16 protein-coding genes are annotated in these 18774 nt (G+C 73.0%); 9 read left to right on the top strand and 7 right to left on the bottom strand.

Translation table 11 applies throughout. The features are described from left to right. Positions 1–26 precede the first annotated feature (26 nt). The 3 genes from ACGFI7_RS13005 to ACGFI7_RS12995 form a co-directional block, all read right to left on the bottom strand. On the bottom strand, positions 27–1829 hold the full coding sequence (locus tag ACGFI7_RS13005; protein ID WP_393403109.1) for a protein kinase: 1803 nt from the start codon (positions 1827–1829) through the stop codon (positions 27–29). Between the two features lie 130 nt (positions 1830–1959). After that, positions 1960–2850 (bottom strand): hypothetical protein, encoded by an 891-nt coding sequence (locus tag ACGFI7_RS13000; protein ID WP_393403106.1) that lies wholly within the window; start codon positions 2848–2850, stop codon positions 1960–1962. Positions 2851–2955: 105 nt separating this feature from the next. Continuing rightward, the gene (locus ACGFI7_RS12995; RefSeq protein ID WP_393403103.1) at positions 2956–3429 is read right to left on the bottom strand and encodes a TspO/MBR family protein; all 474 of its coding nucleotides are present in this window, start codon (positions 3427–3429) and stop codon (positions 2956–2958) included. A 154-nt stretch (positions 3430–3583) separates the two neighbouring features. Here ACGFI7_RS12995 and ACGFI7_RS12990 point away from each other — a divergent pair, with 154 nt between their 5' ends. The 5 genes from ACGFI7_RS12990 to ACGFI7_RS12970 all read left to right on the top strand — a co-directional run bounded on the left by ACGFI7_RS12990 (position 3584) and on the right by ACGFI7_RS12970 (position 10156). After that, positions 3584–6844, top strand: coding sequence for a glucodextranase DOMON-like domain-containing protein (locus ACGFI7_RS12990; RefSeq protein WP_393403100.1), 3261 nt, complete (start codon positions 3584–3586; stop codon positions 6842–6844). Between the two features lie 51 nt (positions 6845–6895). Continuing rightward, complete coding sequence (locus ACGFI7_RS12985; RefSeq protein ID WP_393403097.1) at positions 6896–8011, top strand: acetamidase/formamidase family protein; 1116 nt, start codon at positions 6896–6898, stop codon at positions 8009–8011. A 395-nt stretch (positions 8012–8406) separates the two neighbouring features. Beyond that, positions 8407–9129, top strand: coding sequence for a hypothetical protein (locus ACGFI7_RS12980; protein ID WP_393403094.1), 723 nt, complete (start codon positions 8407–8409; stop codon positions 9127–9129). Further along, positions 9126–9521, top strand: a complete 396-nt coding sequence (locus ACGFI7_RS12975) for a phage holin family protein (protein ID WP_393403092.1) — start codon at positions 9126–9128, stop codon at positions 9519–9521. Before ACGFI7_RS12980 ends, ACGFI7_RS12975 begins: the two co-directional genes overlap by 4 nt. Beyond that, entirely contained in the window at positions 9497–10156 is a 660-nt protein-coding gene (locus tag ACGFI7_RS12970; protein WP_393403089.1) for a DUF3618 domain-containing protein, read from the top strand. The genes ACGFI7_RS12975 and ACGFI7_RS12970 overlap by 25 nt, the downstream gene beginning before the upstream one ends. Before the next feature lie 49 nt (positions 10157–10205). Here the strand turns inward: ACGFI7_RS12970 and ACGFI7_RS12965 are convergent, their stop codons facing one another. Next, positions 10206–10487 (bottom strand): antitoxin, encoded by a 282-nt coding sequence (locus ACGFI7_RS12965; RefSeq protein ID WP_393403086.1) that lies wholly within the window; start codon positions 10485–10487, stop codon positions 10206–10208. Positions 10488–10668: 181 nt separating this feature from the next. Here ACGFI7_RS12965 and ACGFI7_RS12960 point away from each other — a divergent pair, with 181 nt between their 5' ends. After that, on the top strand, positions 10669–11733 hold the full coding sequence (locus ACGFI7_RS12960; RefSeq protein WP_393403085.1) for a cellulose binding domain-containing protein: 1065 nt from the start codon (positions 10669–10671) through the stop codon (positions 11731–11733). 141 nt (positions 11734–11874) lie between these two features. Continuing rightward, the gene (locus ACGFI7_RS12955) at positions 11875–12345 is read left to right on the top strand and encodes a hypothetical protein (RefSeq protein WP_393403082.1); all 471 of its coding nucleotides are present in this window, start codon (positions 11875–11877) and stop codon (positions 12343–12345) included. 197 nt (positions 12346–12542) lie between these two features. Here ACGFI7_RS12955 and ACGFI7_RS12950 read toward each other — a convergent pair whose 3' ends face one another. Beyond that, positions 12543–13295: a hypothetical protein gene (locus ACGFI7_RS12950; RefSeq protein WP_393403079.1), complete on the bottom strand. Its 753-nt coding sequence runs from the start codon at positions 13293–13295 to the stop codon at positions 12543–12545. A 651-nt stretch (positions 13296–13946) separates the two neighbouring features. Between ACGFI7_RS12950 and ACGFI7_RS12945 the strand changes: the two genes are divergently transcribed. Beyond that, positions 13947–15584, top strand: coding sequence for a hypothetical protein (locus ACGFI7_RS12945; protein ID WP_393403076.1), 1638 nt, complete (start codon positions 13947–13949; stop codon positions 15582–15584). 12 nt (positions 15585–15596) lie between these two features. Then, positions 15597–15929, top strand: a complete 333-nt coding sequence (locus ACGFI7_RS12940; protein ID WP_393403073.1) for a hypothetical protein — start codon at positions 15597–15599, stop codon at positions 15927–15929. A 195-nt stretch (positions 15930–16124) separates the two neighbouring features. Here ACGFI7_RS12940 and ACGFI7_RS12935 read toward each other — a convergent pair whose 3' ends face one another. Beyond that, positions 16125–17225, bottom strand: a complete 1101-nt coding sequence (locus tag ACGFI7_RS12935) for a 5-methyltetrahydropteroyltriglutamate--homocysteine S-methyltransferase (RefSeq protein WP_393403070.1) — start codon at positions 17223–17225, stop codon at positions 16125–16127. A gap of 19 nt (positions 17226–17244) precedes the next feature. Next, on the bottom strand, positions 17245–18720 hold the full coding sequence (locus tag ACGFI7_RS12930; RefSeq protein WP_393403067.1) for a long-chain fatty acid--CoA ligase: 1476 nt from the start codon (positions 18718–18720) through the stop codon (positions 17245–17247). Between the last annotated feature and the right edge of the window lie 54 nt (positions 18721–18774).

Raw genomic sequence — 18774 nt, 5'->3', positions numbered from 1 at the left:
CCCGGGTTCGCCCGGATCTAACCGGTTCAGCCGGCAGCCGGGTACTTCGCGAGGATCTTCCCGGTCGGGTCGGCGGCCAGGTAGCCGGTCGCGTGGTACTCGTCGGAGACGTAGACCCGGATCGAGCCCGACTCGTAGAAGGCGGCGTCGACGATGATGTAGCGGGTGGTGGGCTTCTTGATGCCGAGCTCCTTCTCGGCCGTGCGCAGCAGACCCGGCAGCGCCTTCCAGTTGTACTTCCGCAGGTTCACGATGGGGTCGGAGACGGTGCCGCCGGGGCCGTCCTTGGCCGCCACGCCGTTGCGGTAGGTGTAGCGGTCGTAGACCGCCCTGCGTCCCTTGACCGGGGCCTCGGCGATCGCGTACGTGGGATAGACGGTCAGGTCGACGACCTCGGTGCCGCCCATGACCGGTTGCAGGTCGGCGACCAGGCGGCGCATCCCCGCCGGGGTGAGCAGGTCGACGGCCTCCTCCTTCTTCTCCTCGGTCTCCGTCGGGGCGGGGGTCTCCTCGGCGCCTGGCGGCGCGCTCGTCCGCTGGTCGCCGGACGGGGTGGCGGTGACGCCGTCACGCTGGAATACCGGCAGCCCCCACACCACGACCCCGGCCACCGACACCGCCACCACGCCGGCGACCAGCGACACGGTCATCCGCCTGCGGCGGCCGGACCTGACGGTGTGAGCCGTGGCCCCGTACGAGGGCGGGGCGGTGTTCCAGGAGGGGCCGTGCGGGCCGTACGGGGGTCCTGGCTGCTTGGGTCCGGAGTACGCGCCGGGCGGCGGCGTGTGAGCCGGCGAGCCGTACGGCGGTGCGTTGTGAGGCGGCGCGTTGTGGGGCTGCCCGGCGTGGTGCGGCCCGCTGTGAGGCTGCCCGGCGTGGTGCGGCCCGCTGTGAGGCTGCCCGGCGTGGTGCGGCCCGCTGTGAGGCTGCCCGGCGTGGGGCGGTGCGGCGTGAGGTGAGAAGGACGGCGGCGGCCCGGCGTGCGGGGCGAAGGACGATGACGGGTCCTGGGCGGCCCCGGCCAGCATGCGGTCCAGCGTGTCGGGGTCGGGCCTGGCCGCCGGGTCGCGGTTGAGCAGCGCGAACAGCACCGGAGCCAGCCCGCCGGACCGCTCCGGCGGCGGCACCTCCTGGTTGAGCACCGCGGCCAGGGTCGCCAGCGGCGTGGCCCGGCGCAGCGGGTGCCGGCCCTCGACCGCCACGTACAGCAGCATGCCGAGCGACCACAGGTCGGAGGCCGGGTCGCCCTCGCGGCCGTTGATCCGCTCGGGCGCCATGTACTCGGGCGAGCCGATGAACGAGCCGGTCGCCGTCAGCCCCGGCGACTCCTGTAAGGCGGCGATGCCGAAGTCGGTCAGGACCGAACGCCCGTCGGGGCGGAGCAGGACGTTGCCGGGCTTGACGTCGCGGTGCAGGATGCCGACGGCGTGCGCGGCGCGCAGCGCGGACAGCACCTCCCGGCCGAGCCGGGCCGTGTCGGCCGGGGACATCGGCCCGTCGGTCAGCCGGTCCTGCAGCGAACCGCCGGTCACCAGCTCCATGACCAGCCAGGGGAAGCTGTCTTCGCCGGCGTCGACGATGTGGTGGATGGTGACGACGTGCGGGTGGTTGAGCCGGGCCAGGGCCCGCGCCTCGCGCAGCACCCTGGCGCGCAGCTCGCGAGCCTGGGCGGGGTTGTGATCCCCCAGCGCGGGATCGGGCGGCCGCACCTCCTTGAGCGCGACCTCCCGGTGCAGCGCCTGGTCCCAGGCCCGCCACACCAGCCCCATGCCACCGCCGCCGAGCCGCTCCACGAGCTCGAAGCGGCCGTCGATCACCCGGTTCGCCATGCGCAGCAGCGTACGGCCTCCGCGGGTGCCGAAGCTCCCCCGCCCGGCATGTGACCTGGAGCCGTGGGAGTCTCTTCCGCCGGTGTCAGGAAACGGCCCGGCCGCCCGGCGAGGCGGCCGGGACGGGTCGTCAGTTGCCGACCAGGTCGCGCAGCAGCGCGGTGACGCCGAGGCTCTCCAGCAGCGGCCGCCCGTTCGACTGCAGGTGGACCTGCGCGTACGGGTAGAACCGCGGCTCGGCCTGGATCTGGGGCCTGGCCTCCGGCTGGAACTGGACCGGCTTCACCCGGACAGCGGGCTTGGCCGGGGTGCTGGTCAGGCCCTGCGTGCCGGCCTGCGGCTCGACCTGCGGCTCCACGGCCGTGGTGCTGGGCGCCTGGCCGGGGAGCCGGTTCGGGTCGCCGACGCACACCGAGGCGGTGCCCGACGACTGCTCGATGAGCTCCCTGACGCCGAGCGCGTCGAGCACCGGCCAGTTCGGCGACCAGCCGGGGCCGACCCGGTACCTGACGCAGTTCTCGTCCTCGGCGACGCCGCCGGAGAGCCCCCTGGTCCTGGACCAGCTCTCACGGCTCTTGCCGGGCAGCCAGTCGCGGTCCGGGAGCCGGTCCGCGCCGGTGTGCCAGCCGTCGTCCTCGCGCTCGTAGCGGCTCCCGCCGCCGGGCACCCACTCGCGGTCCGGAAGCCGGTCGGCGCCGGTGTGCCAGCCGCCCTTCTCGCGCTCGTAGCGGCCGTCGTCGTCGCCCGACCGGCAGGCGATCTGGCGGAGCAGCGCCTTGGCGCCCGCCCTGTCCAGCGTCGGGGCCGGCGCGAGGCTGCCGGACGCGGCCGGGCCCGGCTTGACGACCTGGACCAGTTCCTCGACGAGCCGACGGGTCTCCATGCTGTGGGCCGGCGCGGTGACGGCGCCCACGGAGCCGGAGGTCGGAACGGTGCCGGTCGCGCACCGGCGGGCGTCCTCGGCGGTCGCCGGGCCCGCCACCAGCAGCACGCTGGTGGCGGCGGTGGCGAGTGCGGTCATGGCGTGGTTGTACATGGATCCCCCTGCGGGCGGTGATCTGATCATCCGAACCGATCATTACCCTTAGTGAGGGATTGACTACTTCATGTTTGGATCTGGTGATCTTTACTCTGGGTTCTTCCGTACGATCGCCGCGTTCAGCACCGTGGCGAAGGCCGTCCACGACGCGTACGGGACCAGCAGCAGCCCCGCGGTGCGGTCGGCGCGCAGGGCCTTGCGCACGAGCAGCACGTTGGCGGCGTTGAGCGCGACGATCTCGGCGAGCGCCAGGCGCGGCGACCGGCGGCCGAAGAACAGCGCCGGCCAGGCGGCGTTCAGCGCCAGGTTGGCCGCCAGCGTGCGGCCGAGCCCGGCGCGCTCGTCGCCCGCCCGGTCCAGGGCGCGGGCGCCGCCGTAGGCGATGGTCGCGTACAGCGGGTTCCACACCAGCGGGAAGGCGGCCGGGGGCGGCTGCCACGAGGGCTTGTCGAGCTTCTGGAACCAGGGCATCCCCGAGCGGGTGGCGATCCCGCCCAGCACGGCGGCCGCGGCGGTCCCGAGCGTCGTCGCCAGCAGCGTCTTCTTCATGGTCTTCTCCACATGGTCTTCTCCATGGCATCAGCCCTGCCCTGTCCGTCCGGCGGCTCACCTGCGTCCGGGGCGGCGGGGTTGACACGCGCAGGGGGAAGGTCTTGTCTGCAAGAGGATGACCAGGCACGGGACGGGGCGCGTGCGGTTCCAGAGGGAGCTACGCATGGCTGCTGTCCGCCGGTTCGCGCTCGCCGTGGTCGTCGCCGCCGCCCTGGCCGGAGCCCCGCCCGCGTACGGCGCGGCCGCCCCCGCTCCCGGCGGCCCCGGCGCCGCCTCCCACTTCGCGACGGCGCGCAAGGACTGCGTCGGCACCTCCGCCGACCGGCGGTCCAAGGTGTGGTTCACGGTCGCGGGCGGCCTGCTCTCCGACGTGTACGAGCCCACGATCGACAACACGAACGTGGAGACGATGCAGTTCGCGGTCACCGACGGCCGCACCTTCACCGAGCTCCAGGCCCGCGACACCACCTACGAGGTGACCACCGGCCGATCCGGCATGGCCTGCACCGTCACCGCCACGAGCAGGTCCGGCCGTTACCGGCTGACCACCACGTACGCCACCGACCCGGACCGGGACGCCGTCGTGGTCCGCACCCGGCTGAGCCCCCCGAACCTGCGGCTGTACGTGCTGCTGGACGCGAGCGTCAACGGCAACGGCGGCGGCGGGACGGCCAACGGCGGCGCCGACAGCGGCGCGGTCGACGCCGCCACCGGCGCACCGGTGGTCTCCGACCAGAACACCGTGACGTCCGCGCCGAACCGCGACTACGCCGTGCCCACCCACCTGGCGCTCCGCGCCGAGCGCCGGCTGCCGCAGGCGAGCGTCGGCTACGCGGGCACCGCGAGCGACGGCGCCGTCCAGCTCGACACCGGCCACGCGCTCACCCCGTACCCGAGCGCCCCGGACGGGAACGTGGTCGCCGCGGCCCGGCTGCCGATCGACCGGTCCGGCGAGGTGACGTTCGCGCTCGGCTTCGGCCGCACCCCGGCCGCGGCGCTGCGCACCGCCGGGGACGCGGCCGGCCGCCCCTTCGCCGCCACCCTGGCCGGGTACGAGGCGGGCTGGGCGCGCTACGACGCCCGGCTGCGCCCGCCGCCCGCGTCGCTGGCCGGCCGCTACCGCCTGGCGGCGAACGTGCTCAAGGCCAGCGAGGACAAGACCTTCCCCGGCGCGGTCGTCGCCTCGCTCGGCAGCCCGTGGGGCCAGGCCGTCGGCGCAGGCACCGAGGTGGGCGGCCGGGCGGTCTACTTCGGCTCCTACCGCCAGGTGTTCGCCCGCGACGCCTACGAGACGTTCACCGGATTCCTCACCGCCGGCGACCTGGACACCGCGCGGGCCGTCACCCGCTTCCTGTTCGAACGCCAGCAACTGCCCGACGGCCGGATGCCGCGCAACTCCCTGATCAACGGCCGGCTCGCCCCCGACTCGGGCGGCGACCAGCTCGACGAGACCGCGTTCCCGATCCTCATGGCCTACCAGGCCGGGCTCTCCGGCGACCGCGGGCTCTGGCCCCGGGTGCGGGCGGCGGCCGACTTCGTGGTCTCGCGCGGGCCGGCGTTCGGCGTGGAGCGGTGGGAGGAGCAATCCGGCTACTCGCCGTCGACCATCGCCTCGCAGATCGCCGGGCTGGTCGCCGCGGGCGAGATCGCCTCCCGGCAGGGCGACGCCGCCAGGGCCCGGCTCTACCGGGCCACCGCCGACCACTTCGCCCGCTCGGTCAAGGACTGGACCGTCACCACGACCGGCCCGTACGCGGACCGCTACTTCCTGCGCCTGTCCCGCGGCGGCGACCCGGACGCCGCCGACCCGTACAACCTGGGCAACGGCGGGCCGACCGAGGACCAGCGGCGGGTCGTGGACGCGGGCTTCCTGGAGCTGACCAGGCTCGGCATCCTGCCGCCCGGCGACCCGGACGTGCGGGCCGGCCTCAAGGTGGTGGACCAGGTCATCCGGCGGTCCACGCCGAACGGGCCCGGCTGGTACCGGTACGGCTCCGACACCGAGGGCACCGAGGACGGCTACGGCGACTGCTACGAGCCCGACCCCACCTCCTGCGCCCCCACCGGCAGCCCGTGGCCCACCACGAACACCGGCTCCGGCCACCTGTGGCCCGTCCTGTCCGGCGAGCGGGCCGAGCACGCGCTGCAGACCGGCGACCTCGCCACCGCCAGGTCCCTGCTCGACGCCATGCACGCGATGGCGTCCGGCACCGGGCTCGTCCCCGAGCAGACCTGGGAGAACCCCGCCCTGCCCGCCGCGCCGTACGGGTCCGACCCGGCGACCGCCTCCATCGGCTTCGTCCCCGGCGGGCCCGCCGGCTCGGCCTCGCCGCTCACCTGGGCGCAGGCGCAGGAGCTGCGGCTGATCCTGTCGCTCGCCGCGGGCCGCCCGCTGGAGCAGCCCGCCGTGGTCCGCCACCGCTACGCCGACCGCGGCATGCCCGCGACCGTCCCGCTCACCATCACCGCCCCGGAGAACGGCGCGACCCCCTCCGGCACCTCCGTCACCGTCACCGGCGCCACCTCGCCGGGCGCGCGGGTCGACGTCGCGGCCGCCCCCGTCGACACCGGCGCCCCCGCCCAGGTGGTGTCGGTACGGGCCGGCGCCGACGGCTCGTTCACCGCCTCGGCACCGGTCTCGTTCGGCGAGGTCGCGCTGGTCGTCACCGCGACCGCGGGCGACCGCACCGCCCACGCCCGCCGCTCCGTCGTCGGCGACATCACCGGGGCCACCACCGTGCTCGACGTGACCGACCCGGACGGCGACGACCACGGGCCCGGCACGTACGCGTACCCGACCTCACCCGACTTCCACGACGGCGCGTTCGACCTGCGCCGCTTCCAGGTGATCACCGACGAGACCACCGTCTACCTCCGCGCCGAGCTGCGCGACCTCACCCCGACGTTCGGCAACCAGATGGGCGCCCAGCTGCTCGACGTCTACGCGCAGGACCCGCAGGTGGCCGAGCGGTCGTCCGAGGCCGCCTTCCCGCAGCGCAACCACCGCCTCGCCGACCCGTGGACGCAGCGGGTGGAGGCGCAGGGCTTCGCCGCCCCGGTCTGGGAGACGGCCGGCGGGACCTCGCTGCCTGGCGCCGCGGTGCGCGCCTCCGGCACCACCCGGACGATCACCGTCGCGCTGCCGCGCTCGACGTTCGGCACGCCCGGTCCCGGCTGGCGCTTCGCCGTGGTGCTCGCCGGCCAGGACGGCTTCAGCGCCGACCAGGCCAGAGGCTTCGCCGCCACGCCCCAGCCGTTCCAGTTCGGCGTGTGCGCGCCGGGCGGCGCCGAGCCGATCTGCTCGTCCGACCCGGGCGCCGTGCCCAAGGCGCTCGACGTCGTCCTGCCGCCGGGCGTCTCCCAGGCCGAGGTGCTGAACCCGCTGCTCGGGCCCGTGACCATCCCCGCCGTCCCCGTACCTTGAGCCCGTACCTTGAGCCCGTACCTTGAGCTCGTACCTTGAGGGAGTCCCGCCATGGCCGTCCACGAGATCCGCATCGACCCGGCCCGCACCCTCGCCGAGGAACCGGCGACCGGCCACAACCGGTGGCACCCCGACATCCCGCCCATCCTGCGCGTCCAGCCGGGCGACGAGGTCGTCATGGAGACCCGCGACGCCTTCGACGGCCAGATGGGCCCCGACGCCACCCTGAAGACCGTCGGCGCCCCCGACCTCGACGTCGTCCACCCCCTCACCGGCCCCGTCCACATCGACGGCGCCAAGCCCGGCGACCTGCTGGAGATCGAGATCCTCGACGTCGAGCCCGCCGACTACGGCTACACCGTCCAGGTGCCCGGCTTCGGATTCCTCCGCGACGTGTTCCCCGACCCGTACATCGTGCGCTGGCACCTGTCCGACGGCTGGGCGACCTCCCCCGACCTGCCCGGCGTCCGCATCCCCGCCGCCCCCTTCATGGGCACCATCGGCCTCTCCCCCGGCCACGACACCCTGGCCAGGGCCACCGCCCGCGAACAGGCCGCGATGGAGCGCGGCGGGTTCGTCCTCCCGCCGTCGGCCGACGGCGCCATCCCCCGCGACCCCGCCATCGCCACCCGCGCCCTGCGCACCATCCCGCCCCGAGAGCAGGCCGGCAACGTCGACATCAAACAACTCGGCGCCGGCAGCCGCCTCTACATCCCGGTCGACACGCCCGGCGCGCTCTTCTCCGCCGGCGACGCCCACTACGCCCAGGGCGACAGCGAGACCTGCGGCACCGCCATCGAGATGCGCGCCACCCTCCGCGTCCGCTTCACCGTGCACTCCGGCGAAGCCGCCGCCAAAGGCATCCGCGGCCCCCGCTTCGCCCGCTCCGACTACTGGGTCGCCGCCCCCTTCGCCGCCCCGCGCGCCTTCTACGCCACCACCGGCATGTCCGTCAGCCGCGACGGCGCGGTGGCCGCCGAAGACCTGACCCTGGCCGCCCGCAACGCCCTGCTGGACATGATCGACCACCTGGGCGAGCGCGGGTGGAACAGGCAGCAGGCGTACGCGATCTGCAGCGTCGCGGTGGACCTCCGGGTCAGCCAGCTCGTGGACGTGCCCAGCTTCCTGGTGTCAGCCCTGCTTCCGGAGGATATTTTCGCCGGCTGAGGGGGCACGCGTACGCGCGTGGGACAGGGTTCTCGCGCTGTCCCACGTGCCGACCGACCGTCAGCGGGGCCTTGACCTGGGGGCCATTCTTGCCTCTGGGGTGTGGCGTCCTCCGGCATGCCGTTTCGCCACCGGCCAACGCATGGGGAGCGCGAGGGGGCGGAAGCCCCTCGCCCGGGGCGAAGCCCCCATGAACGCAGTCCGAGATGCCCCGGCGCGCAGCGCCTCGAGGGCGAGGGCCATGCCGTTGACGATGGACGGGGTCCTCGCCCTGAGCGTGTCGGGAGGGTCGTGGCCATGCCCTGGAAGTGCGGGCTTTGCCATCTTTTGAATAGGCCGTGAGGCGGAGGGTAGCGGCAGGCGCTCTGGACGATACGAGCCCTTGGAGGGCATCGATGACTGAGTATCCAGCCGGAGTCTCTCCTCAGCCGCCCAGCGGTCAGGAGGGAGCGTTCCAGGAGGGAAAGGAGGCCGCCCGCGAGGTGGCCACGACCGCGCGGCAGCAGACGGGGGCCGTCGCCGGGGAGGCACGGCAGCAGACGCGCCATGCCGTCGAGCAGATCCGCGAGCAGGCCAGGGCGCAGGCCCAGCATCAGAGCGAGCGGGCGGCGCAGGGCATCCGCCATTGGGCGGACGAGCTGGCCGCGATGAACGACGGCGCCAAGCCGGACTCGCAGGTGGCCGGGGTGGTGCGGCAGGTCGCCGACGGGGGACGGCGGGCGGCGGACTACCTGGAGGAGAACGGGTTCGCCGGGGTGGTGAGCGAGGTTCAGGACTTCGCCCGCCGCAAGCCCGCGGTGTTCCTGGCCGGGGCGCTGGCCGCCGGGTTCCTGGTGGGCCGGATCGCCAAGGCCACTTCGGGGACGCAGCAGGAGGAGCAGCGGCGGTCGCCGGAGCCGGCGCCGAGCGCGTTCACCGGCGGCACGTACGGGTCCACGCCGTACACGGACCCGGCCCAGCAGGCGCCGTACACCGAGCCGGCCCAGCCCGCACCGTACCCCCAGCCGGACCCGTATCCCCAGCCGGACCCGGCGCACACCGGGGATCCGACCCGGCCGGTGCCCGCCCCGGGATCGGCGACCCCGCCGCCGCCCGGCCGACCCGGTGACCTGCCATGACCACCCCAGGTCAGGAACAGCAGTCGCTCGGCCAGATCGTGGCGGAGATCGGCGAGGACGTCTCCAAGCTGTTCCGCCAGGAAGTGGAGCTGGCCAAGGCCGAGATCCGCCAGGAGGCGGTCAAGGCCGGGAAGGCAGCGGGGATGCTCGGCGGCGCCGGGTTCGCCGGGTACATGGTGGCCGTGTTGCTGACGCTGGCCGTGATGTTCGGCCTGGGCAACGTCATGGACCTGGGCTGGGCCGCGTTGATCATGGCGGTGATCTGGGCGGCGGCGGGCGCGGCGTTGTTCGCGTCCGGGCGCGCCCGGCTGCGCCGGGTGAATCCGAAGCCGGAGCAGACCATCGAAACCCTCAAGGAGGACGCGGCATGGGCACGCGACCTGAGGAACTGAGAAGCGAGATCGCCGTCACCCGGGCCGAACTCGCCGCCGACGTCGACCGGCTGGCGGACCGTACCAGCCCGAAGCGGATCGTGCGGCGCCGAACGGATCGGGTGCGCGACACCGCGCGTACGACATGGGAGCGCATCATGGGAACTTCGTCCCGTACCACCGGCCAGGTCCGCGAGGGCGCGGCGCAGACGGCGGGCGCCGTCTCGCACGGCGCTCATCAGGCGGGCGAGGCCGTCAAGGAAGGCGCCGGGCAGGCCGCGGGCGCGGTGCGTCACGGCGCGGAGCAGGCGGCCGGCGCGGTGCGCGCGGCGCCGCAGCAGGCGATGCGCGGCACGCAGGGCAATCCGCTGGCCGCCGGTCTGATCGCGTTCGGCGCCGGGCTGCTGGCGGCCGCGCTCATCCCTCGTACCGAGGCGGAGCAGCGGGCCGGCGAGCAGATCAGGGAGCAGGCCGGCGAGTGGGTGGAGCCGGTCAAGGAGGCCGTGCGCGAGTCGGCGGCGAGCCTCGGCCAGGACGCCAGGGAAGTCGCGGGCCAGGCCGCGCAGCAGGTGCGCGAGTCCGCGTCGGATGCGGCCAGGGCGACCACGGACCACGCCAGGGATCAGGCCCGGCAGGTGAGCGACCGGAGCCGCTGACCGGCAGCACGGGACCCGCCCTTCGACGCGAAGGGCGGGTCCCGGTGTGTCAGCCCTGCCGGCCGGACTGCTGGCCGGGCTCCTGGCCGGGCTCCTGGCCGGGCTCCTGGCCGGACTGCTGGCCGGGCTGCCCGCCGGGCTGCTCCTCGTCCTGGCCGCCGCCGTAGCGGCGCTGGACGGCGTCGGCTCCCTTGCCGATCTGCTCGTCGTACTTGCCGCCGGTCTTCTCCCCGGCGAACTGCTCGCCGCGTTCCAGGATCTCGTCGGCCTTGTCCGGGTTCTTCTTGGCCAGATCTTCGGCCTTCTTGGCCCAGTCGCCCAAGCCGCTCATGGCAGTTCCCCCTTCTGACGATGTCCGTCGTCCCTTACCCGGGAGCCGGGGAAGGGAACGGGGCCCCGTGAGCTGAAAGTTACATGGGTTCGCGCAGGTCACCGCCCTGGTGGCCGGTCGCCGCCTAGGCCGGTCGGATCCCGCTCCTTACGATCTGCGCAGGCGACGACGGGAGCGCGTCATGGCGAGGGTACGGGTCATCCTGGTGGCGGTGCTGGCGCTGGTCGCGGGGGTGCTGGTGGCCGCGAACGGGACGGCGGCGGGCGCCGCGGCCACCCGGATCATGCCGCTCGGCGACTCCATCACCGGCTCCCCGGGCTGCTGGCGGGCGCTGCTCTGGAACCGGCTGCAGAACACCGGTCACACCGACGTCGACTTCGTCGGCACCCTTCCGCCGCAGGGCTGTTCGGTTGCGTACGACGGCGACAACGAGGGACACGGCGGCGCCCTAGTCACGAACGTGGCCCGCCAGAACCAGCTGCCCGGCTGGCTGTCGGCCGGCCGTCCGGACGTCGTGCTGATGCACTTCGGTACGAACGACGTGTGGAGCAACGTCCCGCCCGCCACCATCCTGGAGGCGTTCACCACGCTGGTGGGGCAGATGCGGGCGAGCAACCCGGCGATGCGGATCCTGGTCGCGAAGATCATCCCGATGGCCCCGGCCACCTGTGGCGAGTGCGGACAGCGGGTCGTGACCTTCAACGACGCCATCCCGGCCTGGGCGGCGGGCATCTCCACGGCGCAGTCGCCGGTGGTCGTGGTGGACCAGTGGACGGGGTTCAGCACCGCCGCGGACACCTACGACGGGGTGCACCCGAACGCCTCGGGTGACCAGAAGATCGCCGACCGGTGGTACCCGGCGCTGGTGGAGGCGCTGTCCGGCGCCCAGCCGACCGTCACACCGACGGTCACACCGACCGTGACGCCCACGGTGACGCCGCCGGGCGGGTGCACGGCCGCGTACCGGAACGCCGGTCATTGGCAGGGCGGGTTCCAGGGCGAGGTGACGGTCACCAACACCGGCGCCACCGCGACGAACGGATGGCGGGTGTCGTGGACGTTCGCCGACGGGCAGCGCATCACCCAGATCTGGAACGGCGTCCTGGCCGCCGACGGATCGCACGTGACCGTGACGCACTTCGGCTGGAACTCCCTCCTCATGCCGGGCGCGTCGACGAGTTTCGGGTTCCTCGCGTCATGGAATGGTACGAATACCGCGCCCACCCTTTCTTGCTCAATTCCCTGACATTTCTAGAAATGTCGCCCGGCTCGCTCGTACAACTTTCAACGTTGCGGAATCGTGACGGGACCTCCTCGGCGAAAGCTCTCCGGCCCGCGTCAGATGACGGTGAAAACTACCGCTTACGGGAAGCCGAGACGCAGTTCCATGTCGAAGAATCACAAGAACAGAGCGAGAAAGGTCCTCTCCACCATCCTGGCCTCGGTCGGGCTGGTGTACCTGGGCGTCACCGTCATCGTGCGCGGCACGAACGAGGCCGACGAGGTCTCCGGCATCATCGCCGGTTTCGCCCTGGTCCTCACCACCCTCGGCCTGCTCAAGGCACGCGGCGAGCCACCGCCGCGTGCCCGCAAGTCAGGCCGCGAGCCAGGCCGGGAGCCGCGGGCCGAGGTGGTGACGGGGCCTCCGATCAGCCTCACCACCACCGGCGCCTACGCGCTGGCGAACGCGCTCGGGTTCCCCGCCTCCCGGCCCTCGTGCGAGCCCCAGCCGGGCACGCCCGACTGCGCACGCCTGATCAATCCCCGCCCGTTCGCCGCCCCGGCCCCCTGCGGCCGACGAAACGGCCCCGTGGTGGTGGTCGTCCTCGACCGTCCTCACTGCGGCAGCCATCCGTGAGAGCCGCGGGGCCGCCCACCCGGCCCCGCGCCACCGAGCACTCCCTACGGCACGGCTCCGCGACACCGGCCTGACCGGCTCCCGGCGGTACGGCCCCGCGGCATCTGGCTGCGCAGCTCTCCGTGGCACGACCCGCTTCCGGTGGTGCGGCCTCGCTCCCGGGTCGGCCGGTTGGCCGAGGACGGGGATGCGTGCGGTCAGATGTCGTCGGCTTTCCAGTACGAGAGATCGAAGGTGTCGGCGACCGGGCGCCACAGCTCGGCGAAGCGGAGTTTGGCTGCCTGGGCGTCGACCGAGCGGTCCATGCCGCGGGTGTAGGCGGGGTCGTCCTCGGGGCGGCCCGTGCACCCGTCGTCACGGTGGCGGCGCGCCCAGGCCAGGAAGCCCGCGTCGGCGTCGCGGGACGCGGCCAGCGCCTCCACCAGGGCGTCCTTGAGCTCCTCCCCGCCGGGCAGGGCGTCCGCGGTCAACTCCCTGGCCGTGGCCAGCTGGTCGGCGCGGGCCTCGGTGATCTCCTTCAGCTCGCGTACCCCTGCGCTCTCGCACCTGCGTGCGCTGTCGACGGCCCCCTGGATGTCGCCGCGCGACCGGTGGCTTGCGGACAGGAGCCCGTCCATGGCCGAGGCCTGCCGGGCGGCCTCCGGATCGGAGGGGACACTGGACACCGGGTCGCCGGACCCGTCGGCCCCGGGATCAGGCGTCCCGGCGTCGGAGGAGGCGGCGTCCGGAGGGGTGGCCGGCCAGGAAGGCTCTTCCTGCGGCGTTTGAGCAGACGTCTCGGCGACCGGGGCGGAGTCCCCGTCATCGGCGCTCCCACCCCCGAAACCCCACCACGCCAGCAGGGCGACCGCGAGCACGGCCACCACCAAGGGCACCAGGAAGGACGCCCGCCGCCGCCCCGGCACCCACCCCGCCCCCTCGAACCCATCGGACGCCCCCTCCTCGCTCACCGTGGCGGAAGCCTGCCCCCACCCCCACGCGGCATCTCCGGAGGAATCGGAGGCCGTGGACGCGGGGACGGGGTCCCAGGCAGGGTCCCGCCCTCTTGAGCCGGAAGTCCCCGCTTCCCCGGAAGGCACGGAGGCGGGATCCGGCTCTCGTGAGCCGGAAGCACCCGGTTCGCCACCACCCCCATAAGGCGCGGAGCCGGAATCCTGCCCCCACCCTCCCGCACCCCGGGAAGCCTCCGATCCCCCGTCGCCCCCGTGAAGCGCGGAGGCCGAGGAGGCGGGGTCCTGCCCCCACCCTCCTGACCCCTGAGAAGCCTCCGACCTACCGTCATCCCCCGAGGGCACGGTGTGGGGCGGGGGTGCGCCGCAGCGGGGGCAGGGGGACGGGGCGGGGACGCGGGCGGAGCAGCGAGGACAGACCCGCTCGGGGGCGAATTCACACATTCAGGACATCTCCCAAAAATTCACGAAATAAGCGGAATATGAATCCCCCGAATCACTTCCCTCGTTATGGAGAATATTCGATAACGACGTGCCCGCTCCTCCTTATCCAGCCGTACGCTCGACACGACAAAGGAGGCGCACATGGACACGGAAAGAACCCACACCGTCACCTCGCCGGTGGAAATGAAAAAGCCTCGCATGAGCAACGTGACGCGATATCTGTGCGCCGCCGCCTATCTCGACCCGTCGTTCCGCGACCGCGTCCTGGGCGAGCTGCTGCTCGACCGCTACCGCGCGGTCGCGCCCTCGTACGGCGGGTGCGACCTCATCCCGATCGTCCACCACTGCCGCCGGGCCCGCACGATGCTCGTCGTCCGCGACGCGCTGATCACCGCGCTCCTCGCCCTGGGGCTCTGGCTGACGCCGCTCTCCGTGATCAGCTGGCTGACCACCCTGATCCCCTTCGTGCTGCTGACGGCAGATCGGGTGCGGCGCGGGTCGGCGGTCGTGCGGGTGCTGCTGTGGATCTGGGCCGGTTACAACCTCCTGTGGCTGCTCTTCACCCTGCTGCTGTCGGCGTTCACCGCCTCGGCGGCCTACTCACCGCTGTCCGGCCTGACCGGCTACTCCGCCGACGGCCTGTTCGGCTCGTTCGCAGAAGCGATCATGGTCCCGCTGGCCACGCTGACCGTCGCGGTCGCCTACCGGATCGCCGTCTACCTGACGCTGGCCGGGCATCTCGGCCCCGGCTCGCCGCCGCCCGCCTTCGGGCCGACGCCCCACCGTACGGCCCAGCGCCTCGACTACGTCGCCAGGGCGCAGTGGGGCGACATCACGATGTACGCGAACGAGAACCCGTTCATGGGCGCCGGCCACATCTGGCGCACCTGGTCGATCGCCGTCGAGCTGGATCGGACCGGCAAGACCAAGAGCCGCAGGCAGCAGGCGGTCGACATCGACCCGATGAAGCTCCACGCGTTCGTACGCACCCGTCTGCTGGAGATGCGCGACCAGGTGCTGCGGCCCAACGAGAGCATCCAGCGGCTCGACATCGGCCACCACGTGGTGACCAGGGGCGTCTACCGGGTCGCCGACTGGCAGCGCGGCCAGCCCCCGCACCCGATGATCGACCTGTCCGGGCTGCCGCGCAGCCGCGCCGGCGCCGAGGAGATCGCCGCCATCGCCCGCCACCCCCAGGGCGGCGTGCGCTATTACCAGCGGGTCACCGTCGCGAACACCGGCCAGGAGATCCGCGACGCGACCGGCCGCCTGGTCGTGCCGGCCGAGGACCAGGAGGCGCTCACGTCGGCGTTCATCCACCTGGCGGTCGAGGGGCGGATGCTCTACACGCAGTTCGTGGTCACGGTGCTGCCGCCGATGCGCGACGAGTACCACGTGGTCGACCGGCTCCCGGCCATGGCCGGCACCCGGATCATCGGGGAGTCGCTGCGCGGGATGAAGCTCCACCTGCTGCGCGACGTGCTCGCCGCGCCGGTCCGACTGGTCCGCGCGGGGGCCCAGACCGTCCGCCAGCAGCTGACCCAGCCGGATCCGGCCGGCGAGGCGGTCTATCCGTACGGCGCCCGGCTGAGCGTGCGTGAGCTGGGCGCGAGCGACTCCCTCGCCACCCACATCCAGCGACTCGACGTCGCCAAGTACACCAAGCTCGTCGAGCAGCGGCTGACCGAGGCGGTGCTCGACTTCCTGGAGAAGGAGGACGTCGACACCCGGGGCTACCGGCTGCAGGCGGCGAGCGTCATCACCAACAACACGAACAACAACTTCGGCAACCAGTACGGGCCGGTCTCCGTAGGCAACGACTCGTCCGCCTCGACCGGCGGGTAAGGAGTGCACTTCATGCAGGAGAACAACACCGTCAACGTCCACGGCGGCAGCGTCAGCGGGCCCGTCGCCGTCGGGCACCGGGCCAAGGCGGTCGCCCACACCCCCGGGTCACCGGAGCTGAGGGCGCTGCTCGACCGCCTGGCCGGGCTGGTCGACGAGCACGAGGCTCACGTGGCCGAGCCCGGCCGGGCGCGCCGGGACGTCGCCGACGTCCGGGACGAACTGGCCGAACCCGAGCCTGACCGCGACCGCGTCCTCGACGCCCTGCGCCGCCTCTCCCGCCGCGCCGCTGAGGTCACGGCCATCACAGACATGATCACCCGCATCCGCGACCTCCTGCCCTGATCAATAACTCCCCAACGCGGTCCCCTGCCAGGTCGCGATGGGGTCGCACCGGGGGCACACGTCGGGGCCGCGAAAGGGCCACACCAGGCGACGCGCAACGCGGGGTGACGCGCAGCGCGGGGACTTGCCGCGCTGCGCGCGAGGTCACGTGTCCAGTGTCGGGGGGCGGTGGGGGCTGACGGGGGCGTCCGGACGTCAGCCCCACACCTCCCGGGCGGTCTCCGCGATCAGTGCCAGCTTGGCGAACTGCTGGTCGGCCGTGAGCTCGTTGCCTTCCACCGTCGAGGAGAAGCCGCACTGCGGCGAGAGGCAGATCTGGTCGAGGTCGACGTACTTGGCGGCCTCGTCGATGCGGCGCTTGAGGGTGTCCTTGGACTCCAGCTCGCCGTGCTTGGTGGTGACGAGCCCGAGCACCACCATTTTGCCCGGCGGCACGAACCGCAGCGGCTCGAACCCGCCCGAGCGTTCGTCGTCGAACTCCAGGAAGAACCCGTCGACGGCCAGTTGGGAGAAGAGCGCCTCGGCCACGAAGTCGTAGCCGCCGGCGGCTGCCCACGAGGAGCGGAAGTTGCCGCGGCACATGTGGGTGGTGATGGTCATGCCTTCGGGCTTGGCGGCGATGGCGGCGTTGATCTGCTTGATGTAGCGCAGGTGCATGTGATCGGCGTCGTCGCCGCGTTCGGCGAGTTCGGCGCGCTGGGCGGGGTCGTTCAAGTAGGCGAGGCTGGTGTCGTCGAACTGCAGGTAGGTGCAGCCGAGCTCGCCGATGCGGCGCACCTGCGCGGCGTAGGCGGCGCTGAGGTCGGCCCAGAACTCCTCCACGTCGGAGTAGACGTCCGGGTCGATGGCGGCGGGGCCGCCGCGGTAGTGGACCATGCTGGGCGACGGGATGGTCAGTTTGGGCACCGCCGTGGTGACGGTGTCACGCAGGAACGCGAAGTCGTCGGCGAAGATGGGCTCGGTCAGCCGGATCTTGTCGTGCACCCGGAGCGCGGCGGGGGTGAACTCGATGTCGCCCTGCTCGTTGTGGAAGCGGACCGTGATGTGCTCGTCGGTGGCCTGGCCGATGCCGCCGAGCCGGTAGATGAAGTCCATGTGCCAGGAGGCCCGCCTGAACTCGCCGTCGGTGGCCGCCTGCAGGCCGATCTCCTCCTGCCGGCGCACGACCTCGCGGATCGCCTCGTCCTCGGCCTCGCGCAGCTCCTGCCCGGTCAGGGTCTCCCTGGCTTCGAGCAGTTTCTTGGGCCGCAGCAGGCTGCCGACGTGGTCGGCGCGGAACGGCGGTGAGGTGCGCATGCGGAGTCATCTCCTCGGGTCACGATGTCTGGTGATGGTCGGGTTCTGGACGGTCCTCGGGCGTCGCGCCGTACAGGGACCTGATCCGGGTCTTGAGCAGCTTGCCCGCCGCGTTCCTGGGCAGTTCGGTCACGAACCGCACGTGTTTGGGGATCTTGTAGCGGGCGAGTCTGCCGTACAGGTGGGCGATCAGTTCGTCGGGCTCCGCTGAGACGCCGGGGCGGAGCACGACGAGGGCCTTGCCGACCTCGCCCCACTTGTCGTCGGGGACGCCGATGACGGCGACCTCCCCCACCGCCGGGTGGCTGTAGATCGCGCTCTCGACCTCGGCCGGGTAGACGTTCTCGCCGCCGGAGATGAACATGTCGCCGATCCGGTCGGAGATGCGGACGTACCCATCCTCGTCGGCCACGCCGACGTCGCCGGAGCGGAACCAGCCGTCGGCCGACAGCACCTCGGCGGTCTCCTCGGGGCGCCCCCAGTAGCCGGGCGTGACGTTCGGGCCCTGCACGTACACCTCGCCGGGCTGGCCTGGAGCGGCGGGTGAGCCGTCGGCGGCGACCAGCTTGACGTCGGAGAAGAAGCACGGGACGCCGGCCGAGCCGGCCTTGGCGATCGACTGCTCGGCGGCCAGGAAGAGCGCGCCGGGCGCGGTCTCGGTCATGCCGTAGCCCTGCAGGAACGTGAGCCCGCGCGCCTGGTAGAGGCGGATGAGCGGCTCGGGCACGGGGGCGCCGCCGCACAGCAGGTGGCGCAGGCTGGTCAGGTCGGCGCCGGGCCAGCGGGGTGACTGGGCGAGGAAGGTGAACATGGCGGGCACGCCGAACATGACCGTGACCCGTTCGGTCTCGACCAGGTCGAAGGTGCGGTCGACGTCGAAGGCAGGCTCCAGGACGGCCCGGCCGCCCTTGAGCACGGTGGGCACGAGGGTCTGGGCGAGCGCGGCGATGTGGAACAGCGGGGCGCTGATCAGCGTCACCTCGTCGTGCCGGAGCGGCACGTCCACGAGCAGGTTGAAGGTGTTCCAGATCAGGTTGGCGTGGGTGAGCACGGCGCCCTTGGGCCGTCCGGTGGTGCCCGAGGTGTACATGATCAGGGCGGTGTCGTCCTGGGCCACCGGCTCGTCGAGCGGCGCGGGGTCGCCGGAGGCCACGAGGTCCTCGTACGCGCCGGCCTGGATGTGCCGCCCCGGCAGGCCGGCCCCGTCGTGACCCTCGCCGAGCAGCAGGATCTCCGCGCCCGCGTCGCGCAGGATGTAGTCCAGCTCGGGCGCGGCCAGCCGGGTGTTGAGCGGCACGAACACCGCGCCCAGCGCCCCGGCCGCGAAGAGCGTCTCGACCAGCGCCGGGTGGTTGGCGCCCAGGTAGGCGATCCGGTCGCCGCGCCGCGCGCCCAGCCCGCGCAGCGCCGACGCGAGCCGGTCCACGCGCGTGGCCAGCTCACGGTAGGTGCGGTGGCTTCCCCCGTACGAGAGAGCCACCCGTTCGGGCGTCATCCGAGTTCTGCGTGCCGGCCACGAGCCCAGCCCCTGATTCCGCATCGCGCTCCT

The organism is Nonomuraea sp. NPDC048826, assembly GCF_043198225.1.
GTDB lineage: Bacteria > Actinomycetota > Actinomycetes > Streptosporangiales > Streptosporangiaceae > Nonomuraea.
The sequence above is the reverse complement of the archived record's forward strand: the minus strand, read 5'-3'. Positions and strand labels throughout refer to the sequence as shown.